The 17,979-nt window shown below is 64.2% G+C and carries 16 protein-coding genes; 5 read left to right on the plus strand and 11 right to left on the minus strand.

All coding sequences use genetic code 11. From position 1 onward, the window contains the following. The first annotated feature begins 261 nt into the window (after positions 1 to 261). Entirely contained in the window at positions 262 to 1,164 is a 903-nt protein-coding gene (locus tag GJ654_RS16230; protein ID WP_155447226.1) for a hypothetical protein, read from the plus strand. Positions 1,165 to 1,250: 86 nt separating this feature from the next. On the opposite strand, the gene GJ654_RS16235 is transcribed toward GJ654_RS16230, so the two are convergent. From GJ654_RS16235 to GJ654_RS16250, 4 genes are read right to left on the minus strand one after another with little or no spacing between them, the layout of a single operon-like run. Beyond that, complete coding sequence (locus tag GJ654_RS16235; protein WP_155447227.1) at positions 1,251 to 1,472, minus strand: helix-turn-helix domain-containing protein; 222 nt, start codon at positions 1,470 to 1,472, stop codon at positions 1,251 to 1,253. Between the two features lie 3 nt (positions 1,473 to 1,475). Continuing rightward, a complete protein-coding gene (locus GJ654_RS16240; protein ID WP_155447228.1) occupies positions 1,476 to 1,757 on the minus strand; it encodes a hypothetical protein in 282 nt (93 codons plus the stop codon). A 15-nt stretch (positions 1,758 to 1,772) separates the two neighbouring features. Continuing rightward, complete coding sequence (locus GJ654_RS16245; protein ID WP_196305591.1) at positions 1,773 to 2,321, minus strand: DUF2975 domain-containing protein; 549 nt, start codon at positions 2,319 to 2,321, stop codon at positions 1,773 to 1,775. A 1-nt stretch (position 2,322) separates the two neighbouring features. Then, entirely contained in the window at positions 2,323 to 2,997 is a 675-nt protein-coding gene (locus GJ654_RS16250; RefSeq protein WP_155447230.1) for a hypothetical protein, read from the minus strand. 89 nt (positions 2,998 to 3,086) lie between these two features. On the opposite strand from GJ654_RS16250, the gene GJ654_RS20865 reads away from it, so the two are divergent. From GJ654_RS20865 to GJ654_RS16265, 3 genes are all read left to right on the plus strand, one after another. Further along, positions 3,087 to 3,677, plus strand: a complete 591-nt coding sequence (locus GJ654_RS20865) for a hypothetical protein (RefSeq protein WP_196305592.1) — start codon at positions 3,087 to 3,089, stop codon at positions 3,675 to 3,677. A 178-nt stretch (positions 3,678 to 3,855) separates the two neighbouring features. Beyond that, the gene (locus GJ654_RS16260; RefSeq protein ID WP_196305593.1) at positions 3,856 to 4,980 is read left to right on the plus strand and encodes a tetratricopeptide repeat protein; all 1,125 of its coding nucleotides are present in this window, start codon (positions 3,856 to 3,858) and stop codon (positions 4,978 to 4,980) included. 252 nt (positions 4,981 to 5,232) lie between these two features. Then, positions 5,233 to 5,430 (plus strand): hypothetical protein, encoded by a 198-nt coding sequence (locus tag GJ654_RS16265; RefSeq protein ID WP_155447233.1) that lies wholly within the window; start codon positions 5,233 to 5,235, stop codon positions 5,428 to 5,430. A gap of 45 nt (positions 5,431 to 5,475) precedes the next feature. Here GJ654_RS16265 and GJ654_RS16270 read toward each other — a convergent pair whose 3' ends face one another. From GJ654_RS16270 to GJ654_RS16285, 4 genes are read right to left on the minus strand one after another with little or no spacing between them, the layout of a single operon-like run. Beyond that, on the minus strand, positions 5,476 to 6,909 hold the full coding sequence (locus GJ654_RS16270) for a DegQ family serine endoprotease (RefSeq protein WP_246664790.1): 1,434 nt from the start codon (positions 6,907 to 6,909) through the stop codon (positions 5,476 to 5,478). 8 nt (positions 6,910 to 6,917) lie between these two features. Then, a complete protein-coding gene (gene hflC, locus GJ654_RS16275) occupies positions 6,918 to 7,808 on the minus strand; it encodes a protease modulator HflC (RefSeq protein WP_155447235.1) in 891 nt (296 codons plus the stop codon). Then, positions 7,808 to 9,022 carry an FtsH protease activity modulator HflK gene (gene hflK, locus GJ654_RS16280; RefSeq protein WP_155447236.1) on the minus strand — a complete coding sequence of 405 codons (1,215 nt, stop codon included), beginning with the start codon at positions 9,020 to 9,022 and terminating at the stop codon, positions 7,808 to 7,810. The genes hflC and hflK overlap by 1 nt, the downstream gene beginning before the upstream one ends. Before the next feature lie 60 nt (positions 9,023 to 9,082). Continuing rightward, the gene (locus GJ654_RS16285) at positions 9,083 to 10,690 is read right to left on the minus strand and encodes a long-chain fatty acid--CoA ligase (protein ID WP_155447237.1); all 1,608 of its coding nucleotides are present in this window, start codon (positions 10,688 to 10,690) and stop codon (positions 9,083 to 9,085) included. 303 nt (positions 10,691 to 10,993) lie between these two features. Here GJ654_RS16285 and GJ654_RS16290 point away from each other — a divergent pair, with 303 nt between their 5' ends. Further along, positions 10,994 to 12,871 (plus strand): alpha amylase C-terminal domain-containing protein, encoded by a 1,878-nt coding sequence (locus GJ654_RS16290; protein ID WP_155447238.1) that lies wholly within the window; start codon positions 10,994 to 10,996, stop codon positions 12,869 to 12,871. 22 nt (positions 12,872 to 12,893) lie between these two features. Here the strand turns inward: GJ654_RS16290 and uvrB are convergent, their stop codons facing one another. From uvrB to thrS, 3 genes are all read right to left on the minus strand, one after another. Continuing rightward, positions 12,894 to 15,443, minus strand: a complete 2,550-nt coding sequence (gene uvrB / locus GJ654_RS16295; protein WP_155447239.1) for an excinuclease ABC subunit UvrB — start codon at positions 15,441 to 15,443, stop codon at positions 12,894 to 12,896. A gap of 54 nt (positions 15,444 to 15,497) precedes the next feature. Next, positions 15,498 to 15,788 (minus strand): TM2 domain-containing protein, encoded by a 291-nt coding sequence (locus GJ654_RS16300; protein WP_155447240.1) that lies wholly within the window; start codon positions 15,786 to 15,788, stop codon positions 15,498 to 15,500. A 187-nt stretch (positions 15,789 to 15,975) separates the two neighbouring features. After that, complete coding sequence (gene thrS, locus GJ654_RS16305; RefSeq protein WP_155447241.1) at positions 15,976 to 17,904, minus strand: threonine--tRNA ligase; 1,929 nt, start codon at positions 17,902 to 17,904, stop codon at positions 15,976 to 15,978. Positions 17,905 to 17,979: the final 75 nt, after the last annotated feature.

The following is a 17,979-nucleotide window of genomic DNA, read 5'->3' on the forward strand; positions in this document are numbered from 1 at the left end:
CCGGCGTCATCAGACTGGCCCGGACTGCGACACTACGAAGCCGCAGCGATTCCGCTTCCCAGGCCAAGGGACGTTGCGGCGCCAAAATGGCGGCATCCAAAAAGATTCCAAATATATTGCGAAATTATGCCAATAAGAAACCTTCAATACAATAAAAAATCAAAAAAGACCAAAACAAAAAATAGAACATGTCAAAAATACAGTTTCGCACCAGTCTCTCCATGCATCGTTACGTTGTAAACTATGCTTCAGGAGACGATCGTGACCGTTTCAAGCCTCAATTCAAATTCTTACAGCCTTGCATTGCTTCAGCAGCAGCGCCACAAGACAGCCAGCGACGCGAGCGCCTCAAGCGACGCTTCAGCGTCGTCGTCAGCGCTCCAGTCCGGTTTTGTCGCCATGATGGCGCAACCGCCGCTCGGCGCGATCTCATCTGATTTCGGTGATTCCGGCGCCTCCGGAGGCGACGGCGAATCCGCGTTTGGCGGTTACGGCTATCTCGCCGGTTCCGATACCGCCGCGTCGTCGGGCGCCGCGTCTTCAACCTCCGGTTCGTCGGCCTCCAGTTCCGATTCGAGCTTTGGCGATCAGCTCAAGACCTTGCTGACGTCGATTCTCAACGGCGACACGGCCCAAGCGCAAAGCGCGGCGACGTCGCTCTCCACCGCCCTGTCGAGTTCATCCTCGTCCAGTGCGTCCGGCTCATCCGCCGATGGCGACTCCAGCCTTCTCAGCGATCTGAAAAACCTGCTCTCCGCCGTGGAATCGGGCGACATGACCACGGCGAAAAGTCTGGCGCAAACCATGCAAGACAAGCTGGACAATCCCCCGCCGCCGCCCCCGCCGCCGGCGGCTTCCTCAGGTTCGTCGGCGTCCCAGCTGGCGAGCGATCTCGCTGCGCTGCTTTCGTCCGTGCAATCGGGCGACACCTCGACTTCGCAGACCGCGGCGCAGTCGGTGTCCAGCGATCTCGCGAGTCTGGCGTCGTCAGACACGACCTCCACAAGTTCGGAATCGTCATCGGCCAGCGCCCAGGCGACGGTGCTGAAGGATTTGCAGGATCTGATTTCCCAGGCGAAATCGGGCGCATCCGCCTCGGCGCAGCAAAGCGCGGCGCAGACGCTTTACGAAGCGCTCGCGGCTTTAGGTTCGTCGCAAGGCTGATCTCCGGGACAACGGGAGAGTTCAACGGACCAAAGCTCAGGGGAGGCGAGCGCCAATCGGCTGTCGCTTCGCGCGACCTTCCCGCGTCAACCGCCGCCCGGCTCCTCCGGCCGAAACTCCAGCAAATCGCCGGGCTGGCAGTCCAGTTCGGCGCAAATTTTTTCCAGCGTGTCGAAGCGCACCCCCTTCACCTTGCCGGATTTCAGCAAGGAAAGATTCTGCTCGGCGATCCCGATCCGCGCGGCGAGATCGCGCGAGCGCATTTTGCGTTTGGCGAGCATGACGTCGAGGTTGACGATGATGGGCATGGGTCAGACGATCTGCGCGTGGTCTTCGGCAAGCTCCGCCGCCGTCTTGAAAATATAGGCCAGCGAGAACAGGAGGGTAACGAAAATGGCGTTGAGCAGGTCGCTGGGCTGAACGAACGGGGGGTGACGGCCGCTGGCGCCATGGCCGGCGACGATCAGATAAAGAATCCACCCCGACCATAGGATCACGGCGAAGCGGATGATCTGGCGCAGCCAACCGATCTTCTTGCGCAGGGCGGCGGCGAGCGGCGAGAGCGCGACCGGCGCCGAAGTTTCGATGCTCATCAATCTCTCCAAGTCTCAAACAATGGCGGCGTGGTCTTCGGCCATCTCCGCGGCGGCGATAAACACTTCGGCCATAGCGATGGCGATGGTTCCGGCAAGCAGGCCGAAAAAGAACAGCGGTGGAAATCCGATCGCCAGCAGCCGATGGCCGACGCCCAGGTTGAGCGACAGGATGGTCGCCTCCAAACTATTGTCGAGCACGGCGCAGGCCGCCGCCGCGATCAGGAAAAAGCCGGCGCGGCGTAGCCACAGCGCCGGCTCCACCTGGAAGACGCGGCCCGACAGGAAGACCCCGAACAGCCGCCACAGGCAATAGAGCGCGCCGAGTCCCGCGCCGGCGGGCAAAAGAGCCGAAGCGAAACCGGCGGCCAGTTGCGCGGCGGAAAAGTCGCCGAAATCCGCGCCCCAGATCAAATGGGCGTTCTCCGCGACGCGCGCTGGATGCGCCCAATGCCAAAGGGTCGCGCCGACGATCCACACGGCGCAGGCGGCGGTGAGCGCGCGCGCCAAGCGCGAAATACGGGCGATCCTTGCGAATGGCCGCGTGGCCGGGGCTTGAGTCATGTCAGGCTCCTTTCCTCGCGCAGTCCCGCGCGAAATTGTCCCAAAACGCCGCGACCGGCGCGCCATAGGCGGCGCGGAACGCGTTTTTGAATTCCTGGCCGGCATACAGTCCGTCGCGCAGGACCCCAAAAGCCTTTTTTTCGCGCGCGCGCCGAAAACCGACGAACATCCCGGCTGGGCGATAGGCCATGTGCGCGCCGGGCAGAGAATTTTCCAAGAAGCCGGCGGTTTCGACCGGGTTGATGCTCTGGCCGGCGGCGATGGCGCGCCGCGCCTCCTCCGGGCTGATCTGTTGAGCGCCGCCGCCGCCGGAGACCAGCACCGCAATCCCCTCGGTGAACCAGCTCGGCAGGCTGATCACGCTCAGCGAGGAAAAATAGCTGAGCAGATGGGCATGCGAGAATTCGTGGGTCCGATCGGCGTCGAAATCGGCATAGGCGACCACGGCCACCGGCCCGCCAAAGGGACGGCCTTGCAAGGGTTCGACCCGCGCCATGGGGCCGGGCGGCAGTTTGTCCACATTCGCCGCGAGCAGCTCGGCGCCGGGTTGGGCGGGCACGCGGCAATCATCGAAGAGACAGGGTTGCGCCTTGGGGTCGTGCGGCAAGGCGGAGGCGGGGCCGCGCCCCGCCAGGACCCCCAACAGGCTCAGGGCGCTCAACATTTGAAAATTCATGGGAAGGCCTCCAATCCACGCCCAGAGATTGACACGCGAAAAATTTAATGTCAAACATTAAAAAAATCACGATATAGGATTTAGTCTTCATGAAAAAGCTCCTGGTTCCGGCGCTCGCGCTGCTGCTGTCCGGCTGTTGGCATGTCCCGGTTTCCGCTTTGTGGCGGCTGAGTAAGGTCGATACGCTCGCCGTCGATCCCGCCGGCGTCAGGTTGGCCGGGCGGATTCCAGACTGGATCGACGTGCGATCGGGGCAGGCGCATATCAAACTGGTCAGCCATGAGGGCGAGCCGGACGCGCAGGAGCGCATCCTCGATCTCGTCCGCGACGAGTCCCCCAATCCTCGCGGCCTCGCTGACGAAGCCTGGGCGAAAACCCGTTTCGTCGTGTTCCGCGCCAGCGCCGCCGACGTGGCTTGGCTGCGCGCCTTGCAGGACCGCGCCCGCGCGGAAAAGGCGGCGGGCGAAAGCCACAAGGGAAGGCTCTTGCTCACGGCGGAGCCGTGCCGGCGCGTCGATTCGCCGCCGCCGGGACCAGCCCGCGTCGATCTCTATCTGCAACTCGGCGACAACGAGGATTTCTTCAAAATCTACGACGACGTCGATCTGCGTGATCCCGCCGTTTTGCCGAATTTCGACTCGGTCATTCCGCCCTGTGGCAAGATCGCGAAGCGCGCGTGATCCCGTCCCCTCCGCCTGGCGAAAAAACGGTCACCGCTTCGGCCGGGACAGCGCAGCATTTTGTCGCGCCGCGGGCAGCCGCTTCGCCGCAAATTGGCCGTTAAGTTTAGGCTTTTGCGCTTTCGGACGATGGTCTAACCCTTCGGGGTGCATAGCGAGTCGGCGCGGGAGAATGCCAATGAGGAGAGCGGTGTGGTTTGTCGCGGGCGCGTTGCTGGCGACCGGAGCGGCGCGCGCGGAAGATCAAGCGCCCGTGACCGATTTCGGCCGGACGTTTGGACCGCGCGTGATTCCGACGCCCGCCGCGCCCGGCTCAACGGCGAACCCGGCTGAAAAACCGACGCAGTCGCCCCAGGCGCTGGCCTGCGCCAACAGCGACGGCAAGGCGTCCCCGACGCGGCGCGACGAAGCCTGCTCGTTTGTGATCGACCAGCGCAAATGGACGGGCAAGGAAATTTCCTGGGCCTACGCCAACCGCTGCGCCGCCCGCTACAAGCTCAAGCAGCTCGACCGCGCGCTCGCCGATTGTTCCGAAGCCATCGACCAGGACCCAGACCAGGCGAACGCCTATCAACTGCGCGCGGAAATCCATCGCAAGCGCGACAACCGCGCCAAGGCGCTGGAGGATTACGACAAGGCCATAGCGCTCGGCGCCAAAAGCTCCGCCGTTTTCGCCGGACGCGGACTGCTTCACCTGCTCGATGGCGACGGCGCGAAGGCGCTGGAGGATTTCAACCAGGAGGTCGCCCTGGCCGGCGGTCTGGAGGACTCCTGGATGGATCGCGGCAGCGCCCGCCTGAGCCTCGGCGACAATGCCGAGGCCGAGCACGATTTCGCCAGGGCGACGGAACTGGCGCCGAAGAGCGCGCAGGCCTGGTTGAACCGGGGCATTGCGGCGCTGGGCATGGGCGAAAAGGCCAAGGCGGCCGAATTTTTCGGCGAGGCGCTCAAGCTCGATCCGGCGCAAGCCTATGCGGCGCTGTGGCGCTTCCTGGCGAGCGACGGCTCGCCGGCGGCCAAATCGGAACTACAGGCCTGGGCCGACAAGGCGACGAGCAAGGATTGGCCCTTCGTGGTGACGCAGCTCTATCTGGGCCGCGCCGAGACCGCTGAAGCGCTCGGGGCGCCCAAGGACGACGACCAGCAATGCGAAGCGCGCTTCTACGTCGCGGAGAACCAGTTGCGGCAGGGCGCGGCGCAGGAGGCGGCGACCGGGCTGAAGCGCGCGGTTGAAAGCTGCCCGAAGAATTTCATCGAATATTTCCGCGCCGTCGCCGATCTGAAGACGATCGAGACGAAGTGAATCGGGGGCGCGCTCGCAAGGGCGCGCCCCCTCTCGGGCGCCGCCCGGAGCGCTCGATCATTGAACCTGCAACAACACAGATTGTTCATCAGCGTTGGAATTGCATCCACCCGGGATGTTCGCGATACTTGTCCACGCCCCGTGTCGACGGAGCCCCCGAAAATCAGGATCGTCGCGTATCAGCCGGCGGTTCGGACCAAAGAACGTCACGGGGTCGGCCGCCATCCGGCGGCGGCAAAAAGGGAGAAGGACATGAAGACATTTCTGTTCGCCTTGGGTGTGGTCGCGCTTCTTGCCGAACCGGCGTTCGCCGGCGTCGCGATCCCCGCCCCGTCGCCCGCCGACGCCACCGTCGGCGTCGCGCCAACGCAGGTGGTGACGCGCGCGGGCGTCGCGCATCGCTCCTCCCGCCGCACGTCCCGCCGGGTCAACCGCAGGCACAGCTACTGAAATTTCGAAAGCCGCCTCCGCTTGCGGCGGAGGCGGCGCCCGCCTTCACTCCAACGGCAGCGCCACGAAGCGCGCCTGGCCCTGGCCATTGGCCACCAGCATCAGCGCCGTCTTCTTCTTTTCCGCCTTCAAAACCTTCAGCTGCGCCTGGACATCGTCGGGCCGGGCGACCGGCGTGCGGTTGATTTCGGTGATGACGTCGCCCGGCGCCATCTTCTGCTCGGCGGCGCGGCTATCGGGATCGACCCTGATCACCAGCGCGCCGGCCACGCCCTCCTTGATCTGGAATTTTCCGCGCGCCGCGTCGTCGAGCGGGGCGAGCTCCAGCCCGAACGCCTTGACGGTCGCGGCTGCGGCCGGCGGCGCCTGCGGCTTGTTCTCGCCCACTTTGCTCGGCTTGGCGCCGCGTTCGTCGAGCCGGCCAAGCGTGACCTTTTTCGTCACCTCCTTGCCCTCGCGCATCACCACCACGTCCACTTCCTTGCCGACCGGGGTCTGCGCCACGATCTTCGGCAGGTCATGGGCGGCCGGCACCGCCTTGCCGTCGAAGGAGACGATGACATCGCCCGCCTTGAGCCCGGCGCTCGCCGAGGGCCCCTTGTCCTCGACGCCGGACACGAGCGCCCCGCGCGGCTTGCCGAGCCCTAGGCTTTCGGCGATGCCCTCGTCGATCTTTTGAATGCGCACGCCCAGCCAGCCGCGCCGGGTCTCGCCGAATTTCAGCAATTGCTCGATCACCGGCTGCGCGGTGTCGGCGGGGGTCGCGAAACCGATGCCGATCGAGCCGCCCGAGGGCGAGAGAATGGCGGTGTTGATGCCGATCACCTCGCCGGCCATGTTGAACAGTGGGCCGCCGGAATTGCCCTTGTTGATGGCGGCGTCGGTCTGGATGAAGCTGTCGTAGGGCCCGCTGTCGATGTCGCGGTTCTTCGCCGAAATGATGCCGGCCGTGACCGAGCCGCCCAACGCGAACGGATTTCCGACCGCGAGCACCCAGTCGCCGACCCGCGCCTTGTCGCTGTCGCCGAATTTGACCGCGGCCAGCGGCTTTGGCGGTTTGACCCGCAACACGGCGACATCGACCTTGGCGTCCTTGCCGACCAGTTCGGCGCGCAGTTTCGAGCCGTCGTTGAAGATGACGTCGATTTCGTTGGCGTCGGCGATCACGTGATTGTTGGTGATGACGATGCCGCTGGAGTCGATCACAAAACCCGAGCCCAGCGAGGATGAGCGGCGCGGCTTGTCGCCGTTCGGCTGGCGATGGCGTTTTAAAAATTCCTCGAACATGTCGTCGAGCTGGCCGCCGGGCGGCAGTTTTTCCGCCTTGCGGTCCTCCACCTGGGTGGCGGAAATGTTCACCACCGCCGGCGTCACCTGCTCGGACAAGTCGGCAAACGAGTCCGGGGCCCCGCGCGCGGAAACAGAAGCCGGGACGGAAAGGGCGAGCAGGCCGGCGAACGCGACGGCGAGCAATTTCATAGAGGACCTCATTTGTTCGGGCTCGGGGCTTGCGCCTTGCCGGAGGCGGAATTGAAGAAGCGGAAGAAATCGGCGTTGGGCGACAGGACGAACCGCGACCCGCCCGCCTTCAGCGCCGTCTCATAGGCTTGCATCGAGCGGTAGAAGGCGAAAAAGTCGGTGTCCTGGCCAAAAGCGTCGGCGAAGATTTTGGCGCGCTCGGCGTCGCCGTCGCCGCGCAGGGTTTCGGCCTTCTGCCGCGCCTCCGCGACAATCACCGTGGCGTCGCGCTGGGCGCTGGCGGTGATCTGCGCCGCCTCCTGCTGGCCGAAGGCGCGATATTCCGCGGCCTCGCGGGCGCGCTCGGTGCGCATGCGATCGAAAACCTTTTCGGAGATCTGGCGCGGCAGGTCCACCCGGCGGATACGGGCGTCGACCACGGTCAATCCGAATTTTTGCGCTTCCGCGTCGACCTGCTCGCGGATTTTCGCGGTCAGCTCCAGGCGCTGGTCGCGCACGATGCGGGTCTGGTCGGCGTCGCCGAGCACGCGGCGCACGGCGGAATTGAGCACGGAGGCGAGCTGGTTGCCGGCGCCGGCGACGGTCCCGACGGTCTGGTAGAATTTGAGGGGATCGCTGATGCGATAGCGCACGAACGCGTCCACCTCCAGGCGCTGGTTGTCCGAGGCCAGCACTTCCTGCTGGGGCGATTCCAGGTCGAGGATGCGGTTGTCGATATAGACGACGGTCTCGATGAACGGCAATTTGAAGTGCAGGCCGGGCTCGGTGACGAGCCCGCGTCCAGGCAGGGGTTCGCCGAATCGCAGGATCAGCGCCTGCCGGGTCTGGCGCAATTCAAAGGTCGCGGCATAGGCGAGCAGCGCCAGAACGGCGCAGACGACGAGAAGAATGCGCGACATCACTGGGCTCCCGCCGGCTTGTTTTGTGAGTGATCGCCGCCTTGCAGCGGGTTCAGCGGCAGCACCGGCAGGGCGCCGGCGCGATCGAGCAAGATCTTGTCGCCGGAGCGCAGCACGCGCTCCATGGTTTCGAGATAGAGACGTTCGCGCGTCACCTCGGGGGCCTTCTTGTATTCGCCGAAAATTTTCAGATAGCGCGCGGTCTGGCCCTTGGCCTCGGCCACGGTCTGCTCGCGATAGCCTTCGGCGTCGCGCTGGATTTTCGACGCCTCGCCGCGCGCCTGCGGCACAATCTTGTTGGCCTCCGCCTGCGCCTCGTTGACGAAGCGGCTGCGGTCCTGCTGCGCGGAGGTCACGTCGCGGAATGCGGCGATGACGGTCGGCGGTGGATCGACGGAGAGCAATTGCACCTGCAAGATGGTGACGCCGGCCTTGTAGGAATCGAGAATGCTTTGAATCGCCTTTTGCGCGGCGGGTTCGATCACCTTGCGCTCGGCGGTGAGCAGCGGCTGGATTTGCGTGCGGCCCACGATCTCGCGCATGGCGCTTTCCGACACCGCCTTGATCGTCTCGGCCTGGTTCTTGATGTTGAAGGCGAAATCCTCGGGCTTGGTCGGGTCGATCTGCCAGATCACGCGGAACTTCACGTCGGCGATATTTTCGTCGCCGGTGAGCATCAGGCTTTCCTCCGGCGCTTCGCCGACGCTGGAAATGCTGGGCACGCCGCGCGCGCCGATGTCGATGGAATTGCGGTCGGTGACGTTGAGCTTGACCACGGCGCCGATCGGACCCGGCCAGTTGTAGTTCAGGCCCGGCCCGGTCTTGCCGACATAGCGGCCAAACACCAGGTTGAGGCCGACCTGATTGGGGTCGACTGTATAAAAGCCGCTGGCGAGCCAGAGCAGGGCGACAACGCCCGCGATCATGGCGCCGATGCGCGGCGTGATGTCGCCGGGGCCGAATTTCCCGAGCTTTTCCTGGGCGCCGCGCACAAAACCTTCCAGGTCGGGGCCGGAGCCCCAAGGGTTTTTGGGCGGTCCGCCCCATGGATTGTCGTTTTTGGGCGGCCCGCCCCAGGGATTGTCGTTCCTGGGCGGATCGCCCCAGGGGTTCTTCGGTGAATCGTTCTTGGGGGCGGCGCCCCAGGGATTGTTGTCGCCCGCGCCGTTGTCCGGTTTGCGGGAGCCGTCACCGCCTTGATTTTGCCAGGGCATGAAGTCCTCGAATGGATTGCCAGACTTATATAGCGCGGCAATGGCGGAACGGAACAGGCGCTATGCCTTCGGCGCGAGATAGATCCTGCGCAGCTCGGTTTTCAAAAGCTTACCCGTGGCGCCGTGCGGCAAGGCGTCGGTGATCGCGACGCGGTCGGGAACCGCGTATTTCGCCACCTTCCCCTCGAAAAACGTACGAATCGCCTCCGGGGTCGGCGCGCGGCCCTCGCGCGGAACGACGATGACCAGCGGGCGCTCGCCCCATATCGCGTCGGGAACCGCGATGGCGGCGGCCTCGGCGACGTCGGGATGACTGGCGGCGATGTTTTCGAGTTCGATGGAGCTGATCCATTCGCCGCCGGATTTGATCAGGTCCTTGGTGCGGTCGGTCAGCTTCAGAAAGCCGTCCCGGTCGATGACGCCGACATCGCCGGTGGGCAGCCAGCCGTCCCGCGTCAGGATATTGTCCTGATGGCGGAAATAGCCGCTGGCGATCCAGTGGCCGCGACAGGAGACCTCGCCGGGGGTCTTGCCGTCCCAAGGACTTTCGCCCTCGGCGCCCATGATGCGGAGGTCCGAGCCGAACAGCACGCGGCCCTGCTTGCAGGCGTGGTCCGCGGGCGCGTCCACCGTCGCGGGCTTGGGCCGGTTGGCGGTCACCAGCGGGCTGGTTTCGGTCATGCCCCAGCCCTGCATGGCCTCGACGCCGAATTTTTCGAAGCCTTCGACAAGGGCGAGGGGCAGGGCGGCGCCGCCCGACATGATCCGCTTCAGCGTGTCGAACCGGGCGCCCGTGGCGCGGACATGGGCGAGCAGGGCGCTCCAGACGGTCGGCACGCCCACCGCCAGATCGGCGCGCTCCTCGTTCATCAGCCGCAGCACGGAGACGGGATCGAGCTGGCGGCCCGGCATCAGCAGCGTCGCGCCGACCATGGGCGCCGCATAAGGCAGCCCCCAGGCGTTGACGTGGAACATGGGAACGACCGGCAGGACGCGGTCCGTGGCGCGCAGGCCGATCCCATCGGGCATGCAAACCCCGAAGGCGTGCAGCAGGCTGGAGCGGTGCGAATAGAGCACGCCCTTGGGACGGCCCGTGGTTCCAGAGGTGTAACACAGGCCCGAGGCGGTGTTTTCGTCGAACTCGGGCCAGTCGGGCGCCGCGGCGGCCTGGGACATCAGCGTTTCGTAGGCGTACACGGCCTTGCCGTGCGGCGGGTTGCAGGTCCCGATCTCCGCCTCTTCGCCCAGCACGACGATGGCGCGCAGGCTGGGCGTCCTCACCGCCGCGCCCTTGGCCAGCGGCAGGAAGCCGGGATCGACGAACAGCACGCCGTCCTCGGCGTGGTCGAGGATGTAGCCGATGTCGTCCACCGACAGGCGCGGGTTGATGGTGTGGCAGATCGCGCCCATGCCGGAAATGGCATAGTAAAGCTCAAGATGACGGTCGCTGTTCATGGCCAGCGTGGCGACGCGGTCGCCGAACTGGACGCCAAGGTCGCGCAGCACGCCCATCAGTTTTCGCGCCCGCAACTCTATGTCCGCATAAGAGGCGCCAACCAGCGCGCCGTTTTTGCGGCGCGAAATGACTCCCGCCTCGCCATGATGGCGCGCGGCATGAACGATGATCGACGAAATCAGCAATTCGCGCCGCTGCATCAGCCCGAGCATGGCGATCCTCCCTCACTTTGTTTTGGGAGATGTTAGCGCAGATCCAGTGAAAAACGACAGAGATCGTCGCCGGAGCGCAGCCGAGTGACTGTCAAGTTGACGGTGTCCTTGAAATCATGAATGCTTGAGCACTTTTGCAAGGGCCCAGAGCCTTCCGAAAACGCAGCTGCACTCAAGTAAATGTCGGATGGAATTGCGTTTTTGCCGAGCAGGCGCTCGGGAAGGCGCGCCGGTTTCCAGTAAAAAGCCGTTCCCTCGCGGGGATCGCGGGGCGGTTGCGTTTGGGAAAAGGATGTTTGGGCCATGCTTTCGCAAGACGGAATAGACGAACACACGCCGCTCGGCGCGACCATTTCGCGCGACGGCGCGACGTTCAAGGTCTGGGCGCCGCTCGCCAAGGCGGTCTATCTGAATGGCGTCTTCGCCGGGGCCGAATTCGAAAAACAGACCGAAGCGCGGCTTCTGGCGAAGGACCCGTTTGGCTTCTGGACCGGGTTCCAGGCGGGCGCCCGCGACGGCGACCGCTACCGCTATTTTGTTGTCGGCGAGGGGGCCGCGGATTACAGGCGCGACCCGACCGCTCGCGAACTGGATCGAGCCAGTTTGCCCAACGCCTATGCGATCCTGCGCGGCGCCTCGACCTATCCCTGGCACGACGCGGAATTCGTCACGCCCGATTTTTCGTCGATGATTGTCTATCAGGCGCATATCGGCACATTCGCGACGCGCGCCGAGGGCCGATCGTCGAACCTGCTCGAAGCCGCCTGCCTCGCCCCGTATCTGGCGCGCCTCGGCGTCAACGTGCTGCAGCCCCTGCCGGCTGACGACAAGGGGAGCGGCGTCGTCGATCTTTTTTCGCCTGACTTTCCGTATCTTGCCTCCGCCGACGAGGTCGAGCGCCTCACGCCCCAGATCGACGGCGTCCTCGCGACCAAGGGTTTTGGCCCGCTGCCGCCGGGAGCGCTGAATTCCGCCCACAACCAGCTCAAGGCGCTGGTCGACTTGTGCCACATCCACGGCATTGCTGTGGTGTTCGACGTCGACGGCAACGTCGACGGCATTGCGGCGGGCGGCGACGCCAGCGACAGCCTGAATTCCACGGATAGGGACCGGAGCGGTCTCGCCTTCGCTGCGTGGAAGGAGCAGGTGCGGCGGTTCTTGCACGAGAACGCCCGGTTTTACGCGGACGAAGTGCACGCCGACGGCCTGCGCTATGACGAAATCGGTATTCTCCTGTCCGCCAAACAGGAAGATGGTTGGGTTTTCTGCCATGAATACACGAAAAGGTTGAGGTCACGCTGGCCGAGCTTCTTGCAGGATGCGCAATTCTGGACCGGCGCATCGTTCGACGCGCCGGACAGCGCGCTGCCGATCGTCGCGCCGGTCACGGCGGGCGGCGAGGGTTTGGATGTGATCCAGCATGACCTCCTGCGCAGCCGGATCCGCGACGCGATTTACGCCGCGTCCTATACCGGACACGGGCCGCTGCCGATGAGCGGCGTCGCGGCGGCGCTCAGTCCGTCCGGCCTCGATCATCCCTGGCGGACGGTGACCTGCGTGGAGAACCATGATCTGGTCCATGTCGGGCGCCAGCAGCGCATCGCCGCGCTGGCCGATTCCGCCAACCGCCGCTCCTGGTATGCGCGCAGCCGCGCCCGCGTCGCCATGGGCTTGCTGCTGACCGCGCCCGGCATCCCCCAGCTGTTCATGGGCCAGGAATTTCTGGAGGACAAGCAATGGACGCCGGATGGCCAGAACCTGCTGTGGTGGGAGGGTTTTGAAGGCGCGGACAAGGCGATGTCCGACCATTGGCGCTGCACCGCCGACCTGATCGCGCTGCGCCGCCAGTATGAGGCGCTCCGCGGAGATCAGGTCAGCGCCTATTACGTGAACGACAACGATCGCATCCTGGCGTTTCATCGCTGGATCGAGGGCGTGGGCGGGGATGTGATCGTCGTGGTCTCGCTGGCCGAGTTCACGCGCTACGACTATCGGTTGGGCATGCCCGGCGCCGGCGTCTGGCGCGAAGTTTTCAATAGCGACGCCTACGACAACCTGCCGAATCCGTGGGTCGCGGGGAACGGCGGCGCGGTCGTGGCCGATGGACCGCCGATGCACGGCTTGCCGGCGTCCGCCGCCTTTGTCATTCCGGCGAACAGCTTGCTGGTTTTGACGCGGTGATCGCGTTCCGCGCGCACGCGACTCACCGCCGTTTCTTGCCCTTGTGCTTCCAGGCGGCGCTCGCCCTCGGTTTCGCCTCCCCGCCACCAAAATTGTGCGGGCCCATGTCGGCGTCGGTCGGCTTGTGAATTTTGGAGGGCGGCAGGTTGGCGGCGACCCCATATTTGCTGGCGCCGGAAAAGCCGCCGCCGCCAGCGTCCACGTCTGCTTGCCGCGCCAGCGGGTCGTCGGCCACCGTCAACTCCACGGCGCGCAACCGCTTGATCTCGTCGCGCAGCCGCGCTGCGGTCTCGAAATCGAGATCTGCGGCCGCCGCGCGCATCTGCTTTTCCAGATCGGCGAGCGTCGCCTGGAAATTGTGGCCAATGGCGGCCGGCGTCGTGACGCCGGTGTCCACGGTGACATGGTCCTGCGCCGCCACCGACCCCAAAATGTCGGCGATGCCGCGCTTGATCGTGGCGGGCGTGATCCCATGTTCCGCGTTAAAGGCGAGCTGCTTTTCGCGGCGGCGCTGCGTCTCGCCCATCGCCCGCTCCATCGAGCCGGTGATGTGATCGGCGTAGAGAATGACCTTTCCGTCGACATTGCGCGCCGCGCGCCCAATCGTCTGCACCAGCGAGCGTTCGCTGCGCAAAAACCCTTCCTTGTCCGCGTCGAAAATCGCCACCAAAGCGCATTCCGGGATATCAAGACCTTCGCGTAAAAGGTTGATGCCGACCAGCACGTCGAAGGCGCCGAGGCGCAGGTCGCGGATGATCTCGATGCGCTCGATCGTGTCGATGTCCGAGTGCATGTAGCGCACGCGCACGCCATGCTCATGCAGATATTCGGTGAGGTCTTCCGCCATTCGCTTGGTCAGCACGGTCACCAGCGTGCGATAGCCCCGGGCCGCCATGTCGCGGATTTCGCCCAAGACATCGTCGACCTGGGTGCGGGCGCTGCGCACCTCCACCGGCGGATCGACCAGCCCGGTCGGGCGGATCACCTGCTCGACGAACACGCCCTGCGCGCGCTCCATCTCCCAATCGCCGGGCGTGGCGGAGACGTGCACGGACTGCGGCCGCATCGCGTCCCATTCTTCGAAACGCAGCGGACGGTTGTCCATGCAGGAGGGCAGGCGAAAGCCGTATTCGGCCAGCGTCGCCTTGCGCCGAAAGTCGCCGCGATACATGCCGCCGATCTGCGGCACGGTGACATGGCTTTCGTCGGTGAAGACGATGGCGTTGTCAGGCAGATATTCGAACAGGGTCGGCGGCGGCTCGCCGGGTTTTCTCCCGGTGAGATAGCGCGAATAATTTTCGATGCCGGCGCAGGAACCGGTGGCGTTGAGCATTTCAATATCGAACAGCGCGCGCTGCTCCAGCCTTTGCGCCTCCAGAAACCGCCCGGAGGCGTGCAGTTCCTCCAGCCGCTGGCGCAGCTCCGACTTGATCGAATCCACCGCCTGCAACAGGGTGGGACGCGGCGTCACATAGTGCGAGTTCGCATAAAACTTGACCTGCTCCAGCTCGTGCAATTTTTTGCCGGTGAGCGGGTCGAATTCGGCGAGCGATTCCACTTCGTCGCCGAAGAACGAAATCCGCCAGGCGCGGTCCTCATAGTGCGCCGGAAACACTTCAACCGTGTCGCCGCGCACGCGAAAATTTCCGCGCGCGAAATCCGGGGTGCGCTTGTATTGCAGGGCGACGAGGTCCTGCAGCAATTGCCGCTGGTCGAGCTTTTCGCCGACGCTGAGCGAAAAGGTCATGGCGGTATAGGTTTCGACCGAGCCGATACCGTAGATGCAGGACACGGACGCAACGATGATCACGTCATCGCGTTCGAGCAAAGCGCGGGTGGCGGCGTGGCGCATCCGGTCGATCTGCTCGTTGATCGAGGATTCTTTTTCGATGTAGGTGTCGGTGCGCGGCACATAGGCTTCGGGCTGGTAATAATCGTAATAAGAGACGAAATATTCGACCGCGTTGTTGGGAAAAAAGCTTTTGAATTCGCCGTAAAGCTGGGCGGCCAGCGTCTTGTTGGGGGCGAGGATCAGCGCAGGGCGCTGCGACCGCGCGATGACCTGCGCCATGGTAAAAGTCTTGCCGGAGCCGGTGACGCCCAGCAGAACTTGATCGCGCTCGTTCTGTTCAAGGCCTGCGATCAATTCGTCGATGGCGCGCGGCTGGTCGCCCTGCGGCTTGTAGTCCGACACCAGCTCGAAGCGGACCCCGCCTTCGGATTTTTCGGGACGCGCGGGACGGTGCGGCGCCCAAGGCTTGGCTTCCCGCAGGTTGGGGTCGCCCTTCTCCAAAAGTTCGGCGAGGCTCTCGGCCGTGGCGCCGGAGCCGGTGGCGAAAGATTCGCGCGCCGGCGCCCGCTTCTTCGGTCTCTCCCGGACCAACTCGGGTTCTTGCCCGAGACCGTAGCGCTCGGCCTCCTCGTCGTTCATCCGCTCGCCGAGGTAAGGCGAGGCGGCCTCCGCCATGCCGGAGGGAACCAGCGCGGGGTTGAGCAGGGCCGCCAAATGCTCGTCGAGCGGTTTTACGTCCGGCTTGGAGGCCCGGCTGCGCGGAGAGGGTTTTTTCGCCATGCGCCGAATATGGCGGCGAAGGGGGCAATTGGAAAGGTTTTGCGCGCGGGCGTCTTACGTCCAGAGGTTGATCCGGTTCCCCTGCTTGTCGGTGAAGTTGCCGAAAATGATCATGACGAAGTCATAGACCGTCCAGACAACAAAACCGCCGCCGGTGAGCAGTTGCAGGATGCCGGTGCCCCACTTGCCCACATAAAAACGATGGATGCCGAACAGGCCAAGGAAGAAGCACAGCAGCGCCGCAGGCAGGATGCGCTTGGGCGAGGTGGTGTTGGGCGCGCCGCAATTGGGGCAGGCGAGGGCGGATTCGTGGATTTGGTGGCCGCAGCCGCGACAGATGAGCATTGAAAAAGTCTCCAGAAAAAAACCGTGGACCGCCCTCGTGCTTCGAGACGGCTCCTGCGGAGCATCCTTAAGCGATGAGGGCGACCATAAGGTTCAAGCCAGGAACAAAAATGTCGCCCTCACCCTCACCCTGAGGCGCTTGCGCAGCAAGCATCTCGAAGGGCGAGGGCGATTCACGGACGCTGAATCAGCGCAAATCCGGCGGAGTCGCCTCCGCCGTCAAATTCTTGAGCGCCTCGTCCAGCGTCGCAAACGTCTGCGCCTGCGAGCCAAGCCGACGGATCGACACGGTCCGCTCCGCCGCCTCTTTTCGACCCACCACGATCAACACAGGGATTTTCGCCAGCGACAGCTCGCGCACCTTGTAATTGATCTTCTCGTTACGCAGGTCGGTGTCGACCCGCAGCCCGGCCTTGCGCGCCAGAGCCGCGATCTCCAGCGCGTAATCGTCGGCATCTGAGGTGATCGTGCACACCGTCGCCTGCACCGGCGACAGCCACAGCGGCAAATGCCCGGCGAAATGCTCGATCAGAATGCCGGTGAACCGCTCCAGCGAGCCGAAGACGGCGCGATGGATCATCACCGGCGTCAGCTTGTCGGATTCTGCGCTGATGTAGAAGGCGCCGAACCGGCCGGGCAGGTTGAAGTCCACCTGCGTGGTGCCGCATTGCCATTCGCGGCCGATCGCGTCACGCAACGTATATTCGAGCTTCGGACCATAAAACGCGCCTTCTCCGGGGTTGATCCCGGTCTTGACGCCCTGCGCCGCCAGTTCATCCAAAACCTTTTTCAGCGCGGCTTCCGCGCGATCCCAATTCTCGTCGGACCCAACGCGCTTTTCCGGCCGGGTCGAAAGCTTGACGACAATGTCTTCAAAACCGAAGTCTTTGTAGATGGTCATGACCATCTCGTTGACCTTCATGGCCTCCGCCATGATCTGCTCTTCGGTGCAGAAGATGTGGGCGTCGTCCTGCGTGAACGCACGCACGCGCATGACGCCATGAATGGCGCCTGACGGCTCGTAGCGATGGACGATGCCGAATTCGGCGATTTTCATCGGCAGGTCGCGATACGATTTCAAGCCGTTCTTGAAGATCTGCACGTGGCCGGGGCAGTTCATCGGCTTCAGCGCGAAAACCCTGTCGTCCTCGGTCTTGGTGAGGAACATGTTTTCGCGATAGGTCTGCCAGTGTCCAGAAGTCTCCCACAGGGCGCGGTCCAAAACCTGCGGGGTGTTGACCTCGATATAGCCGGCCGCCTGCTGGCGCCGCCGCATGAAGGAGATCAGGCACTGAAACAGGGTCCAGCCCTTCGGGTGCCAGAAAATCGTGCCGGGGCCTTCCTCCTGGAAATGGAACAGGTCCATTTCGCGTCCCAGGCGCCGGTGGTCGCGGCGCTCGGCCTCCTCCAGCCGCTTGACGTAGAGGTCGAGGTCTTCCTGCTTGGCGAAGGCGGTGGCGTAGATGCGTTGCAGCATCGGCTTTGACGAATCGCCGCGCCAATAGGCCCCGGCCACCTTCATCAGCTTGAAGGCGTTGCCGATTTTTCCCGTGGACGGCATGTGCGGGCCACGGCAAAGATCGAGCCATTCGCCCTGGCGATAAACCGAAATTTTCTGGTCCGCAGGGATCGCCTGCACCAGTTCGACCTTGAAGGCCTCGCCATGCTTCTCGAACCAGGCGATGGCCTCGTCGCGCGACCATTCCTCGCGCACGATGGGTTTGTCGGCGGCGACGATCTCGCGCATCTTCTTTTCTATTGCCGCGAAATCCTCCGGCGTGAACGGGGTCTCGCGATAGAAATCGTAATAGAACCCGTTCTCGATCACCGGGCCGATGGTGACCTGCGTTCCGGGATAGAGGGCCTGCACAGCATCGGCCAGCACATGGGCGGCGTCATGCCGGATCAGCTCCAGCGCGCGAGGGTCGTCACGATTTAAGAATTCGATCTTGGCGTCGGCCTGGATCGGCGTCGCCGCGTCGACCATCTGGCCGTCCAGCATCATGGCGACGGTCTTTTTCGCCAGCGAAGGGGAGATGGTCTTCGCAATCTCGAGGCCGGAGACGCCGGGTTCATAGGCGCGCGACGCGCCATCTGGGAAAGTCACGGAAATCATATAAAACTCCTGCTCACTCGCCGAGACGGGCCGGCGTAAGCTGTTGGCGGGCGTATGATCTAACCAATTCGCCAA

The organism is Rhodoblastus acidophilus, assembly GCF_009720655.1.
GTDB classification, from domain to species: domain Bacteria; phylum Pseudomonadota; class Alphaproteobacteria; order Rhizobiales; family Beijerinckiaceae; genus Rhodoblastus; species Rhodoblastus acidophilus_A.